20 protein-coding genes are annotated in these 11594 nt (G+C 65.8%); 14 read left to right on the top strand and 6 right to left on the bottom strand.

Going from position 1 to position 11594, the window contains the following annotated elements; translation table 11 throughout:
• Positions 1–104: 104 nt before the first annotated feature.
• The gene (locus FAS41_RS18140) at positions 105–509 is read right to left on the bottom strand and encodes an EF-hand domain-containing protein (RefSeq protein WP_138524644.1); all 405 of its coding nucleotides are present in this window, start codon (positions 507–509) and stop codon (positions 105–107) included.
• A 64-nt stretch (positions 510–573) separates the two neighbouring features.
• Positions 574–1581 (bottom strand): AraC family transcriptional regulator, encoded by a 1008-nt coding sequence (locus FAS41_RS18145; RefSeq protein WP_138524646.1) that lies wholly within the window; start codon positions 1579–1581, stop codon positions 574–576.
• 205 nt (positions 1582–1786) lie between these two features.
• On the opposite strand from FAS41_RS18145, the gene FAS41_RS18150 reads away from it, so the two are divergent.
• The 4 genes from FAS41_RS18150 to FAS41_RS18165 are packed head-to-tail and all read left to right on the top strand — an operon-like array spanning position 1787 to position 4425.
• Entirely contained in the window at positions 1787–2644 is an 858-nt protein-coding gene (locus tag FAS41_RS18150; protein WP_138524648.1) for a MaoC family dehydratase, read from the top strand.
• A gap of 46 nt (positions 2645–2690) precedes the next feature.
• Positions 2691–3008, top strand: a complete 318-nt coding sequence (locus FAS41_RS18155) for a nucleotide pyrophosphohydrolase (RefSeq protein WP_017520638.1) — start codon at positions 2691–2693, stop codon at positions 3006–3008.
• Positions 3005–3775, top strand: coding sequence for a methyltransferase domain-containing protein (locus FAS41_RS18160; protein ID WP_138524650.1), 771 nt, complete (start codon positions 3005–3007; stop codon positions 3773–3775). The genes FAS41_RS18155 and FAS41_RS18160 overlap by 4 nt, the downstream gene beginning before the upstream one ends.
• Positions 3776–3828: 53 nt before the next feature.
• Positions 3829–4425, top strand: coding sequence for a DUF4136 domain-containing protein (locus tag FAS41_RS18165; RefSeq protein WP_138524652.1), 597 nt, complete (start codon positions 3829–3831; stop codon positions 4423–4425).
• Here the strand turns inward: FAS41_RS18165 and FAS41_RS18170 are convergent.
• Positions 4410–5336: a glycerophosphodiester phosphodiesterase family protein gene (locus FAS41_RS18170; protein WP_246084894.1), complete on the bottom strand. Its 927-nt coding sequence runs from the start codon at positions 5334–5336 to the stop codon at positions 4410–4412. The genes FAS41_RS18165 and FAS41_RS18170 overlap by 16 nt on opposite strands.
• 132 nt (positions 5337–5468) lie before the next feature.
• Here FAS41_RS18170 and FAS41_RS18175 point away from each other — a divergent pair, with 132 nt between their 5' ends.
• Genes FAS41_RS18175 through FAS41_RS18195 form a run of 5 tightly spaced genes read left to right on the top strand, consistent with a single transcriptional unit; the run spans position 5469 to position 8060 of the window.
• Positions 5469–6041 carry a DUF4136 domain-containing protein gene (locus FAS41_RS18175; protein WP_138524654.1) on the top strand — a complete coding sequence of 191 codons (573 nt, stop codon included), beginning with the start codon at positions 5469–5471 and terminating at the stop codon, positions 6039–6041.
• A gap of 25 nt (positions 6042–6066) precedes the next feature.
• Entirely contained in the window at positions 6067–6561 is a 495-nt protein-coding gene (locus FAS41_RS18180; protein ID WP_138524656.1) for a GNAT family N-acetyltransferase, read from the top strand.
• Positions 6548–6922 carry a DsrE family protein gene (locus FAS41_RS18185; RefSeq protein WP_138524658.1) on the top strand — a complete coding sequence of 125 codons (375 nt, stop codon included), beginning with the start codon at positions 6548–6550 and terminating at the stop codon, positions 6920–6922. The genes FAS41_RS18180 and FAS41_RS18185 overlap by 14 nt, the downstream gene beginning before the upstream one ends.
• Entirely contained in the window at positions 6898–7380 is a 483-nt protein-coding gene (locus FAS41_RS18190) for a glycine cleavage system protein H (protein ID WP_425048996.1), read from the top strand. The genes FAS41_RS18185 and FAS41_RS18190 overlap by 25 nt, the downstream gene beginning before the upstream one ends.
• Entirely contained in the window at positions 7377–8060 is a 684-nt protein-coding gene (locus FAS41_RS18195) for a M15 family metallopeptidase (protein WP_138524662.1), read from the top strand. Before FAS41_RS18190 ends, FAS41_RS18195 begins: the two co-directional genes overlap by 4 nt.
• Positions 8061–8093: 33 nt before the next feature.
• On the opposite strand, the gene FAS41_RS18200 is transcribed toward FAS41_RS18195, so the two are convergent.
• On the bottom strand, positions 8094–8582 hold the full coding sequence (locus FAS41_RS18200) for a hypothetical protein (protein WP_138524664.1): 489 nt from the start codon (positions 8580–8582) through the stop codon (positions 8094–8096).
• Positions 8583–8760: 178 nt separating this feature from the next.
• Here FAS41_RS18200 and FAS41_RS18205 point away from each other — a divergent pair, with 178 nt between their 5' ends.
• The 5 genes from FAS41_RS18205 (at position 8761) to FAS41_RS18225 (ending at position 10924) form a co-directional block, all read left to right on the top strand.
• Positions 8761–9192 (top strand): anti-virulence regulator CigR family protein, encoded by a 432-nt coding sequence (locus tag FAS41_RS18205; protein ID WP_138524666.1) that lies wholly within the window; start codon positions 8761–8763, stop codon positions 9190–9192.
• Positions 9193–9301: 109 nt separating this feature from the next.
• Positions 9302–9934, top strand: a complete 633-nt coding sequence (locus FAS41_RS18210) for a GrpB family protein (protein ID WP_138524668.1) — start codon at positions 9302–9304, stop codon at positions 9932–9934.
• 55 nt (positions 9935–9989) lie between these two features.
• Positions 9990–10193 carry a hypothetical protein gene (locus tag FAS41_RS18215; protein ID WP_017520627.1) on the top strand — a complete coding sequence of 68 codons (204 nt, stop codon included), beginning with the start codon at positions 9990–9992 and terminating at the stop codon, positions 10191–10193.
• Positions 10194–10276: 83 nt separating this feature from the next.
• Positions 10277–10498, top strand: coding sequence for a DUF6434 domain-containing protein (locus tag FAS41_RS18220; RefSeq protein ID WP_138524670.1), 222 nt, complete (start codon positions 10277–10279; stop codon positions 10496–10498).
• Positions 10499–10501: 3 nt separating this feature from the next.
• On the top strand, positions 10502–10924 hold the full coding sequence (locus FAS41_RS18225) for a hypothetical protein (protein ID WP_138524672.1): 423 nt from the start codon (positions 10502–10504) through the stop codon (positions 10922–10924).
• On the opposite strand, the gene FAS41_RS18230 is transcribed toward FAS41_RS18225, so the two are convergent.
• Entirely contained in the window at positions 10886–11335 is a 450-nt protein-coding gene (locus tag FAS41_RS18230) for a hypothetical protein (RefSeq protein WP_138524674.1), read from the bottom strand. The two genes, FAS41_RS18225 and FAS41_RS18230, sit on opposite strands and share 39 nt — an antisense overlap.
• Positions 11332–11594: DNA-binding protein (locus FAS41_RS30860; protein WP_171049505.1), on the bottom strand; the 263-nt coding region annotated here is incomplete at its 5' end. The genes FAS41_RS30860 and FAS41_RS18230, both read right to left, overlap by 4 nt.

Raw genomic sequence — 11594 nt, forward strand, 5'->3', positions numbered from 1 at the left:
CATCAATCCCTGCGGCAGCATGGGTATCGCTTAGGCTCCTCCCATCCTACGAACTGGAACTTCCCTGTAGTAGCGCCCCACGGGCATGGCCCACCGCTAAAGGATCAGCTTCGCGCCGCGATCAGCTCGCGAAACTCCTCCGCGCTCACCCGGTGATCGCCATTGCGGTCGGCGCGCACGATCAGCGCCGGCTCCTGGGTCAGGAATTCCGCTTGGCTGACCTTGCCGTCACCGTCCTGGTCCGGCCACGCGATGGCGTTGGGCGAGACCTGCACGCTGGGATTGGGCGGGGTCACTTCTTCGCGGGTGAGCAGGCCATCCTGGTTCCGGTCCAGCCGGTGGAACATGCGCACGCGCATGGCGGACAGGTCTTCGGCCTCGATGAAGCCGCTGCCATCGCGGTCCAGTCGGGAAAACGCCGTCTCGCCCATTTCGCCCGCCACGGCTTGCTGAGCGGTCAGCAGCAGGACGGTGGACAGCAGCAGGGTCTGGCGGATTCGGCTTTGCATCGGGCGTACCTTGGCGGAAATTGACCGGCAAAGCCTATCCAGAGGCGGACTCGAAACGGTTCGATCACTCCGCCGGCGGTTGCGGCCGGCCGCGGCGGCGGAACTCCACCGGGGTCTCGCCGACCCAGCGCTTGAAGGCACGGTAGAAGGTACTCGGCTCGGAGAAGCCGGTGCGTTCGACGATGACCTCGATGCGCTCGTCGGTCTTGAGCAGCAGCTCCTTGGCCAGGCGGCAACGGTAGTCGGTGACCAGGTCGTTGAAGCGCACCCCGGCCATGGCCAGGCGCTCGCGCAAACGGCGGGCCGGCATGTCGAGACGGGCCGCGACCTGCTCCAGCGTCGCGCCGCCATCCACCAGCAACACGCCGATCAGCTCGCGCACCTTGCGCACCAGGTCCAGGCGCTCCACCTCCGCCAGCTGCCGGCGCGCCAGGGACTCGTGCATGCGCAGCAGTTCCGGCGCGGCGTGGCGCGAAGGTTTGTCCAGCACCTGGGCATCGAACACCAGCGCATAGCGCTCGGCGCCCAGCACCGCAGGGCAGCCATAAACTTCTCGGTAACGCGTGGCGGGCGCGCCTTCCTCGTGCATCAGCTGCACTTCATGGGGCTTGAAGTCGCCCTCGGTGAGCGCGTGGAACAGGCGCACCACCGCACCGGCGAGCATCTCGGGGAAATGCCGATTGGTCCCGGCGGTATGGCCGAGCAACAGCACGGCCTTCTCGCCCTCCACTTCCAGGCGGGCGTTGAGGGTGTCGGAGAGCAGGCGCACGTAGCGCAGGGCGTGGCGCAAGCCTTCGCCAAAGGTGGCACTGGAAAGGAACAGGTACTCCAGCAGCAGGCCGTGGAACGCGGGCAGATGGCCGGCCAGGTAGAGGCCGACGTGCTCTTCGCCACATTCTTCGGCGGCCGCTTTCCAGAACAGGTTCTGTGCGCTGTGGGGGAATCGTCCGGCAGGCAGGCTGCCGGCTGGCAGGCCGACGCGAGCCAGCACGCGGTCGGGGTCGGTACCGCTGGCGCGCAGGGCGTCGATCACCGGGCGCATCAGCGCCACATCGTCGGTCAGATCACGCATGGTGTTTTTTCTAGTTATCCATGGGGCGGGCCCATCTTAGGCAGCTTTCCCATCCCCCCTCAAGAGAATCAGGAAGCAGGTTGAGGGAAATATCCGGGCAATCGGACGGTCACATTGACTTGCCTGCCGCGCGCCGCGTTGCCACGGCCAATGCCCGCGCCTGAGCGGCGGCTAAGCTGACTGAATGCCCCTCAGGAGATACCCGATGCCCCGCGATTGGCTTGACCTGTCCGCCCCACCCGCCCTCACCGGCCTGTTCGCCCGCGCCGCCGTGCGCCGCGGCGTGCGTGGCCGCAGCCTGCCGACACGCGGCCTGCGCTGCCCGGTCACGGTCGACCCGAAGCACCTGGAGCGCTACCGCAAGGTCTGCGGTTTTACCGACAACCACCTGTTGCCGCCGACGTATCCGCACATCCTCGCCTTCGGCCTGCAGATGGGCTTGCTCACCGACCCGAGCTTCCCCTTCCCGCTGCTGGGTCTGGTGCACCTGGAAAACCGTATCAGCGTGTTACGCCCACTGGGCGGCCTGGGGCCGTTCAACGTCAGCGTGCGAGTGCAGGACCTGCAACCCCACGAAAAGGGCGTGACCTTCAGCATCATCACCCAGCTGCACGACCAGCTCGGGCTGCTCTGGGAAGGCGACAGCCGCATCCTGTTCCGCGGCATGCGCCTGGACGGCACACCGCCTGCACGCGAAGAAGTGGCCGAGTTGCCACTGGAGCAGATCGACGCCTGGAACTGCCCGGCGGACATCGGTCGGCGCTACGCCCGTGTGGCCGGTGACTACAACCCGATCCACCTGTCCGCCGCCAGCGCCAAGCTGTTCGGCTTCCCCCGCGCCATCGCCCACGGCCTGTGGAACAAGGCGCGCAGCCTGGCCGCCCTGGGCGAGCGCCTGCCGATGGCCGGCTATCGGGTCGACGTGCGCTTCCAGAAGCCGGTGCTGCTGCCGTCCCAGGTCAACCTGCTGGCCAGCGAGCCGGCGCCCTCCGGGCAGTTCAGCCTGCGCGGCAAGGACGACCTGCCGCACATGGCCGGCAGCTGGAGCCCGCTGGACGTTTGACGCGCCAGGCTTGAAGCTATGGGGCTCACGTTGGAGCCCCATCTGCATGAACCTCGAAGCCATCACCGCGCGCCTGCACGCCATCCGCGACCACAACGACTGGAGTCGCTTCCACAGCCCGAAGAACCTGGCCATGGCGGCCAGCGTGGAAATGGCCGAGCTGGTGGAAATCTTCCAGTGGCTGCGCGAAGACGAATCGCGCCAGCTGCCACCGGAGAAACTCGCCCACGCCGGGCAGGAAGTCGGTGACATCGTTCTTTACCTGCTGCTGATGTGCGCGGAACTGGGCATCGACATGGACCAGGCGGTGCTCGCCAAACTGGCCGACAGCGAACGGCGCTTCATCGAAGGAGGCGCCAAGTGAGCGATTCCCCGAAGACCGGCGACCGCCATTTCGACGAATTGGCCACGCGCTTCGCCGAGAAGATCTACGGCGGCGCCAAGGGCGCGATCCGCCTCGCGGTGCTCCAGGCCGACCTCGCCGAAGCCCTGCCCGACCGCCCGCTGCGCGTGCTGGATATCGGCGCGGGCCTGGGCCACATGTCGCTGTGGCTGGCCGGGCGCGGCCACGACGTCACCCTCGCCGAACCCGCTGCGCCCATGCTCGAAGGCGCACGCCAGCGCTTCGAGGAAGCCGGTCTTGCAGCCACCTTCATCGAGGCGCCCTGGCAGGACCTGCTCGGCCAGCTCAACGAACCCTATGACCTGGTGATCTGCCACGCCGTGCTGGAATGGCTGGCCGAGCCACTGGCGATCCTGCCGGTGCTGCACCAACTGACCCGTGCCGATGGCTGGCTGTCCCTGGCCTTCTACAACCGCGATGCGCTGATCTATCGCAACCTGCTCAAGGGCCATTTCCGCAAACTGCGCAAGAATCGCTTCTCCGGCGAGGGCCAGAGCCTGACCCCGCAGGAACCGCTCGATCCGCGCGTCCTCGAAGATGCCATGGCCGGCCACTGGAACATCGAGGCGCGCAGCGGCGTGCGGGTATTCCACGACTACATGCCGGTGGAGTTCCAGCACAAGGCCGAACCGCTGGACCTGGTGGAGATGGAACTGCAATACCGTCGCCACCCCGCCTTCGCCGGTCTCGGCCGCTACCTGCACTGGCTGTGCCGGCCGCAGGATTAGGTGCATAGTTGCCACTGCGCACGCCCGTTGAAGTGAGCGTGCGGGAGTCCGTCATGCTGCGCTACCTGTTGATACTGCCGCTGTTCGCCGCCCTGGCCGCGTGCCAGAGCCCGAATCCCTACAGCAATACTTCGCTGCCGATCCCACCCGCCCCCGCGCAGGCTGCCAACCCGGGACTCGATCCTGGCAGCTACCCCGCGCCGCCGCTGGACTACGGCCAGTATCGTTCGTGGAGCTGGGCCAACGGTGCCAGTTTCCGCGGCCCCTTGCAGGACGCCGTCAGCGAAGCCCTCGACCAGCGCGGCCTGCGCCCGGCACGCTCGAATACCCCGGCAGACCTGACCGTCAGTGCACAGCTCTCCAGCGAACAGCGCACACGACAAACCACTGATTACTACAACGGCGGCTACTACGGTGGCTACAGCCGCTGGAACGATCCCTGGTACGGCGGCTACGGCGCGTCCTACCCGGTCACTCGAACCTACGTCGTCACCGTCAGCGTGGTGCACATCACCCTGTTCGACGCGCGCAATAACCAGCAGGTCTGGAGCGGCAGCGCCGAGTATGAGGGCGGCAGCAACCAGAGCGACCAGGCCCGTGCGCTGCGCGAGGCCACGCGCAAGGCCATGGACGGTTACCCACCGGGCTGAACCTCGGCGCGCCGGTAGGCAGGTACGCTCGCCGGCGAATCCACCATCACGGCGTCCGCGCCCAGCTCGTGAGCCGCACCATAGGCCTGCGCCGAGTTGATGCCGAACATCATTACCTTCGTCCCTGGGGCGCGTCGCACGCAGGCCATCGCCTGAGGCGTCCACAGTCGCGCGGGCTTGACCTGGTAGGACGACGACCCAAGGGTGAACTGCTCCGTCACCGTCAAGTCGCGCTCCAACTCGATGCCCATCCAGGTTCCGGCAGCCGGCGGCGAACAGCGGCCGGCCAGCGCCAGATCGACCAGCCGGTTGCGCGTGGCATCACGGCTCTCGAAACGCTGCGCCCGGTCCGCGTAGTGCTGCGCCAGGTAATCGCTGGCATCACGCTCGGTGGAGTAGAAACGCACCCGCGACCATGCCTGCTGCTGATCCAGCGTGCGAGCAACTGCATCAATGACATTGCCCACCGGTTGCGCCTTGATATCGAGGAACAGCGGAATCGACGTAGGAACGCTCCGCAGTGCCTCGGCCAGTGTCGGGATCGCCTGCGGCTGCGCACGGTACGGGTAGTCGCCCGCCGCATCCTTGAACTGATAGCCCGCATTCACCGTACGTAACTGCTCCAGCGACTTCGTGCCCACGGCGCCCTGGGCATCGGTCAATGCCGAGAGGTCCGCCGGCCGGTACAGCACCGCGACACCATCAGCGGACACCTGCACCGACAGCCACAGCACATCGCTCTGGTTGGCCAGCGCCTTGCGGATCGCCAGCAACGTGTTCTCCGGAGCGTCCGCCGTGCCGGCGCGATGCGCTACCACGGCGGGGGCAGGCAACGATGACCGCACGCCCTCGACACTGCATCCCGCGAGCAGGGCCAGGCTCACCATGGTCCCGGGCAGCCACTGTTTCATACCCATCTCTCCCCCTTGATCGAGCGTCGACTCTAGCAAGCGGAAGCACCGCGCCAGACGCCGAACATTCCCCGCTTGCCATTCCGTCTGCCTTGCGCTTGGATGGAATTCTCTGACAGGAGTATTGCGACCATGATCCGCCGTTTGCTGTCCCGTTCACTGTTCCTGGGCTTGGTCCTCGGCCTCGCCGCCTGCGAAACCACCAGCGTCAGCCGCGACTACGACACGACCCGCGATTTCTCCCGCTACCTGACCTGGAGTTGGGCGCAGCCGGCATTCGAGTACCGCCCGGACGACCCACGCATCAAGAGCGACCTCACCGAACAACGCATCAGCGACGCGGTGGCCGACGAGTTCGACCAGCGCGGCCTGCGCCAGGCGCAGGGCGGCAACAGCGGCGACGTGAAGCTGCGCGCCTACCTGATCGTCGACCAGCGCCAGGACCAGGTCACCACCTACACCGGCGGCTACTGGGGCGGTTACTGGGGAGGCTACTGGGGTCCGCCGCCCATGGCCGAAACCCGCAGCGTGACCTACAAGGTCGCCACCATTCAGGTCGACATGTTCGACGGCAAGGACGGCAAGCTGGTCTGGCGCGGCAGCGGCGAGCAGATCATGCGCAGCAGCCCGCCAACGCCCGCCGAGCGCGAAGCGGCGATCCGCGAGACGGTGAAGAAAATCATCGCCCAGTACCCGCCGCACTGACCGTCCCCCAGACGCCGGAGACCGCGTGAACCAACCCGCCCTGCAACACCGCCCCGCCCTCGCCGACGACCTCGGCGAGCTGGTGGGTTTTCCCCAGGACGCCGACGAACTCTTCTACTGCTACCCCAAAGCCAGTTGGCCGCTGACCATCGGCCAGCTGGCCGCCGCCATGGCAGAACGACGCGGCAGTACGGTAGCTTTGCTCGACGGCCGCCTCGCCGGCTTCGCCAACTTCTACCAGTGGCAACCCAGCGAGTTCTGCGCGCTGGGCAACATGATGGTCGCACCCTGGGCGCGGCGGCATGGCGTGGCGCAGTACCTGATCGAGGTCATGGAGAATCTCGCCCGCGACCAGTACAAGGCGCAGGTCATGAAAGTGTCCTGCTTCAACGCCAACGCCGCCGGCCTGCTGCTTTACGCACGCCTGGGCTACAAGCCGCAGGGCATCGTCGAGCGCGCCGACCCGCAGGGCCGGCGCATCGCCCTGGTCCAACTGGAGAAAGCCCTTGTCCACGCCTGAGCCTCAACGGGTGCTGATCATCGTCAGCAGCGGCCCGAGCACCCCGGCGCGCTGCGCCGCGCCCTTCTACACCGCCACGCTGCTGGCGTGCATGGACGCGAAGGTCACCCTGTTCCTCAGCGGCGAAGGCACGCGTCTGGCCTTCCAGGACATCGCCGACAATCTCTACGCCGCCGAAGATGGCGAGCCCATCAGCCACTTCATCCAGCAGGCCAAGGAAGCCGGCGCACGCCTGCTGATGTGCCGCGCGCCGGGCGTGGCCATCGACGAAAGCCGGCTGATCGAGGAAGTCGACGAGATCGCCAGCGGCGGCGAGCTGGCGCGCATGATCCTCGAATACGACCGGGTGCTGACGCTGTGAAGCTGCACGGCCTGGAGTTCCCCGACGATCTGCTCTACGCCCCCGACTACAACCTCTGGTTGCGCGAAGAACAAGGCGGCGTCGTCACACTCGGGCTCACTGCCTACGGCTGTGCGGTCTACGGGCAGATATTCGCCTTCACCCCCAAGCGCGACGGCTGGCACATCGACTGCGATCGGAGCTTCGGCGTGGTGGAGTTCGCCAAGGCTGCATCGTCTGCGCGCAGCCCGCTGGACGGCACCGTTCTCGCCAGCAACGAAGCCGTGGTGCGTCGGCCGGGGCTGATCAACCAGGACTGCTACGGCGAAGGCTGGATGGTGCGCCTGAAGCCCGATGACTGGGCCGCCGCCCGTGGCCGCTTCCTGCAGGGCGAAGCCGCGCTGGAGGCCTTCGCCCAACGCATGCATCTGGACAACTTCGATCCCGACGACGACGGGGTTCAGGCCCTGCGCCCATGAGCCGGGCAGGCCTGGGCCTCGCGCTGCTGGTCGGCCTGCTGACCAGCCCGGCGCTGCGCGCCGACCAGCCGACGCAGGACGGCTTCGTCTATCTCGATCAGGTGCTGAAGTCCGCGCGCTATGACGTGCGCTACGCCGGTGCCGATAACTTCGTCGGCGAGCCCATCGACGGCTACCAGAAGGCGCGGATCATCCTCACCCGCGAAGCCGCCGTCGCATTGGCAGCGGTCGAAAAGGACGTCGCCCTGAGCGGGCTGGCGCTGAAATTCTTCGATGGCTATCGCCCGCAGCGCGCCGTGGATGAATTCCGCCGCTGGGCGGCCGACCCGCAGGACATCCGGCAGAAGGCCCGCTACTACCCGGACCTGGACAAACCCGCACTGTTCCGCGACGGCTACATCGCCAAGCACTCCGGGCATTCGCGCGGCAGCACGGTGGATCTCACCCTGGTGGACTCAGCGACCGGGAAGGAGTTGGACATGGGCAGCCCGTTCGACTTCTTCGGGCCCATCTCCCATCACGGCACTGCGCAGGTCAGCGTGCAGCAGACACGCAACCGCGAAACCCTGCGCCAGGCCATGCTGCGCCATGGCTTCGAACCCTACGGCGCCGAGTGGTGGCACTACACCTTGAAAGCCGAGCCCTATCCCGAGACTTATTTCGACTTTCCGGTGCAGTAAAACCGTCGCGGCCGTCCCTGGCCGCGGGATGGATCAGTCGTCGTTCTTCGTCGAGTTGTCGCCGGCGTTGTCCAGGCCCTTGGTGTTGTGGGTGCCCGGAGTCGTGCCGGAAATCGCCGTCGCCTTGGACAGGCCACGGGTGTCCTTGGAATGCGCCACCGAAGAGGTCGTCTGGCCGTGGCCCTTGCTGTCGTTCTTCTCGCTGCCGTAGTGGTTGCCACTCAGGCCGTGATCGCGAGTGGCCTTGCCGGCATGCTCGCCGCCATCGTTGGCGCCGTTGCTGTTGCTGCCGTGATTGCCACCGGCGCCACCCTTGCCACCACCATGGCTGCCGCCGTTACCACCAGCATTACCGCCGCCGTGGCCACCACCGTTACCACCGCCATTGCCGCCACCGTTACCACCGCCGCCGCCATTGCCCTTGGCATAGACCGAACCGATCGGCGAGAGGTCGGCGGGCAGCAAGGCTGTCGTGCCGAGTGCGAACGCACAGGCTACTGCAACAACCAGGGACTTTTTCATCTTGTAATCGCCTCCATGGGCGGGGGTTGAGATACCTCTATGACTCCGCTACAGACCCCGTGGTTCTTGGCCTTCCGACGAAATGCCAGCACGCGGGTGCCAGTTCTGGCGCTGCCATCACCGCGCCTCAGCGGCTACGCTTTGCAACACAGGACCCTCAACATGGAGCAGTACGGAAATGTCCAGACTCAAGCCTCTGCTATCGGCAATCCTCGGCCTCGCCCTGCTGGGCTCCAGCCCGCTGCTGCTGGCCGATCCAGGCAAGAACAAGGGCCATGGCAACAGCGGCCAGCACGGCAACCAGGGCCAGGGTGGTGGCAACAACTGGCAGGGTGGCGGCCCCAGCATCGATATCGGCGGTGTACAGGTCATCCTCAATGACAACCGCAGCTACTGGAACCCGGGTGCATCGCTGCCACCCGGCATCCAGAAGAACCTCGCGCGCGGCAAACCACTGCCACCGGGCATCGCCAAGAAGCTCGACGGCCGCCTCGTCGGGCGTCTCCCTCACTACGACGGCTACGAATGGCAACAGGCCGGCACCGACCTGCTACTGGTAACCATCGCCACCGGCGTCATCTACGAAGTGCTGCATAACGTGCTGGATTGATCCTCCCGAACCTGTAGGGGCTGGTCGCTCCTACAGGCTTTACCTGGAACTCCGCCCTTGCGATTCTCCTCAAACCTTGCCCCCATCGCCTTGCCGCTGGAGTTCCCGCATGCCCCCTCAAGCCCCCGAATTCGACGGCCAGCGTTGGAGCAACGCCGACGAAGACCGTGTCGAAGTCGTGACCGCCGATCCCCGCTGGCCGCAGCGTTTTGCTGAAGAAGCCGACGCCATCGCCCAGGCAGCCGACCTACCCGGCCTGGGCATCGAACACATCGGCAGCACCGCCGTGCCGGGGCTGGACGCCAAGCCGATCATCGACATCCTCCTGCTGCCGCCGCCTGGCAGCGACCCGCACCACCTGATCGAACCTCTGCAGGGCCTGGGCTACCAGTACTGGGCCGAAAACCCCGACACTTCGCGGATGTTCTTCGTCAAAGGCATGCCGCCGCTGGGCAGCGGGCGCACCCACCACGTCCACGTCATGGGCCTGAACGAAGCCTCGCGCCGTCTGCTGTTTCGCGATTGGCTGCGCACCCACCCCGAAGACGCCCGGCTATACGCGCAGGTGAAACACGAAATGGCCCGGCGCTTCCCCACCGACCGCGACGCCTACACCGAGGGCAAGGACGAGGTGGTCGCGCAGATACTGGGGCGCGCGCTCAACCCACCGGAGCACCACCGCGACAGCTCAGGGGATGCACCCCAAGGTGGAGAAATCCAGGGCCCGGGCTGCCCGCGTTAATCCGCCGTTAATCCACCCGGCAGAAGCTCGGGGCTCACTCCCAGGAGGAAGTCCCATGCTCAAACTCTCCGTGGTCACCTTCGCCTGCGTCACCCTGGTCGGCTGTGCCGATGCCCCGCACTACAACCACTTCGGCGCCATCGAATCGCCTGTGCGCGAATCCTTCGGCGAAGACAACCTCGAACGCCAGCCCACCCGCGTGCGCCTGCAAAGCGACGATTACTCCGCGCAGCAACAGCGGATGATGTGGGGCCAGTGACGCCGCTCCCCCTCGGCAGACCGCGCCAGCGGCTGCCGATTGCGTTATAACGGGCGCTCGACCACGCCACAGGAATGGATGCCATGGCCTTCGACTGGCACAGCGACCCGATCACCCAGCAAACCCCGCTGGATGCCCACTACCGCAACACCCAGAACGTCCGCCGCTTCATGACCCAGCATTGCGGGGACGACTTCCACTTCGACCGTGCCTTCATGGCCTGGGTACGCAGCGGTGCGCCAGCGAACATGGGGGCGGTGGTGGATGAGTGGAAGCGCCGCACCATGGACCATAGAAAGGCGTAGTGAATGCAACGACCGACATTCACTGCCGAACAGGTATGCAGTCGCACCGGCAAAGGGAAACAGGACAAAAACGTCCGCCAGTGGCTCATCAGCGTCCCCGTTACCGAAAGAGCTGAATTCCTCAAGAAACTCTGGTCGCTGAACTACCGCTACGCTCTCGAGCTGTTCCAGGCCGCGCAGCTGCCTGCCAATGAGAACAGGCAACTGGTCCAACATTGGCTCCTTACCGGTCACCACAATGCAGCCCAAGCTCTTATTCAGCGCGCCACGGCAGTCCTGGGGGAAAAAACGTTCTGGCGCATCGCCTCTGAGGAGACGCTGACTCCTGCCATGCGAGAACTTCTGAACTACTACGGCGGCAGCCAATTGGATCCAATGTGCGCGGTCTCAACAGCTCCCAGCGTTGACTCCAGCTCCCAGCCATAGTGTGAAGCTGCCATCGGGAATCGGCATCGCCTGCCGCACCACGCTATAGCGCATCGGCAGCACACCGCCGGTGCTGACCTTCAAGCGATCAGCCAACGCCAGCACCTCCTCGAAGGAAGCCTCCGGCAGGTACTTGTTGAGGGCGTAGCTGTCACGGCCGATCAGCACCTGCACTGCATGGACGTCCTGCCCGAGAGGGTCATAGGCCAACAGGCCCTGCAACTCGATGCGCGCCGGCAGCCGGAACAGCGCCCTCACCAGCAGCAACGACACACCGGGCACCACCTCCGCTGCCGTCGCCAGCGGCACCAGAAAGACATCCTCCCGCGCGCCATCCTGCCAGCGCCACAGGTCGCTCAGTTCCAGATGCTCTTCGGTGAATTCGTCCAGCCTGACCATGGCCTGCTTCAAGAGTCGTTGTCGTTCTCGGCGGGAGCCCCGAAGTCAGGCCTGAATTGCTCAACTTGAGGCACAACCTCTCCAGTCAGCAACCAAACGGCGTACTGCGGATAGACCCGCAGCAGAATGCTCACCTCTTCAGTGCCCATGCGAATGATGCCTTTGCTGATGTTCTTCCAGCGCTGGTGGTTCGTATCACCCTGGAAGCTCAGATATTTGGGGCCCGCCAAACGAACTAATTGGACCGCCCTGCCGAGGATGTCTTTCTGGT

The organism is Pseudomonas nicosulfuronedens (assembly GCF_005877905.1).
Lineage (GTDB): Bacteria > Pseudomonadota > Gammaproteobacteria > Pseudomonadales > Pseudomonadaceae > Pseudomonas > Pseudomonas nicosulfuronedens.

What these genes read in the sequence shown, in the direction of transcription:
- FAS41_RS18210 (WP_138524668.1), top strand. Translation starts at nt 9,302, where the DNA reads ATGCCCCCTCAAGCCCCCGAATTCGACGGCCAGCGTTGGAGCAACGCC.
- FAS41_RS18170 (WP_246084894.1), bottom strand. Translation starts at nt 5,336, where the DNA reads ATGAAACAGTGGCTGCCCGGGACCATGGTGAGCCTGGCCCTGCTCGCG.
- FAS41_RS18225 (WP_138524672.1), top strand. Translation starts at nt 10,502, where the DNA reads ATGCAACGACCGACATTCACTGCCGAACAGGTATGCAGTCGCACCGGC.
- FAS41_RS18195 (WP_138524662.1), top strand. Translation starts at nt 7,377, where the DNA reads ATGAGCCGGGCAGGCCTGGGCCTCGCGCTGCTGGTCGGCCTGCTGACC.
- FAS41_RS18220 (WP_138524670.1), top strand. Translation starts at nt 10,277, where the DNA reads ATGGCCTTCGACTGGCACAGCGACCCGATCACCCAGCAAACCCCGCTG.
- FAS41_RS18145 (WP_138524646.1), bottom strand. Translation starts at nt 1,581, where the DNA reads ATGCGTGATCTGACCGACGATGTGGCGCTGATGCGCCCGGTGATCGAC.
- FAS41_RS18205 (WP_138524666.1), top strand. Translation starts at nt 8,761, where the DNA reads ATGTCCAGACTCAAGCCTCTGCTATCGGCAATCCTCGGCCTCGCCCTG.
- FAS41_RS18215 (WP_017520627.1), top strand. Translation starts at nt 9,990, where the DNA reads ATGCTCAAACTCTCCGTGGTCACCTTCGCCTGCGTCACCCTGGTCGGC.
- FAS41_RS18155 (WP_017520638.1), top strand. Translation starts at nt 2,691, where the DNA reads ATGAACCTCGAAGCCATCACCGCGCGCCTGCACGCCATCCGCGACCAC.
- FAS41_RS18165 (WP_138524652.1), top strand. Translation starts at nt 3,829, where the DNA reads ATGCTGCGCTACCTGTTGATACTGCCGCTGTTCGCCGCCCTGGCCGCG.
- FAS41_RS18200 (WP_138524664.1), bottom strand. Translation starts at nt 8,582, where the DNA reads ATGAAAAAGTCCCTGGTTGTTGCAGTAGCCTGTGCGTTCGCACTCGGC.
- FAS41_RS18175 (WP_138524654.1), top strand. Translation starts at nt 5,469, where the DNA reads ATGATCCGCCGTTTGCTGTCCCGTTCACTGTTCCTGGGCTTGGTCCTC.
- FAS41_RS18150 (WP_138524648.1), top strand. Translation starts at nt 1,787, where the DNA reads ATGCCCCGCGATTGGCTTGACCTGTCCGCCCCACCCGCCCTCACCGGC.
- FAS41_RS18140 (WP_138524644.1), bottom strand. Translation starts at nt 509, where the DNA reads ATGCAAAGCCGAATCCGCCAGACCCTGCTGCTGTCCACCGTCCTGCTG.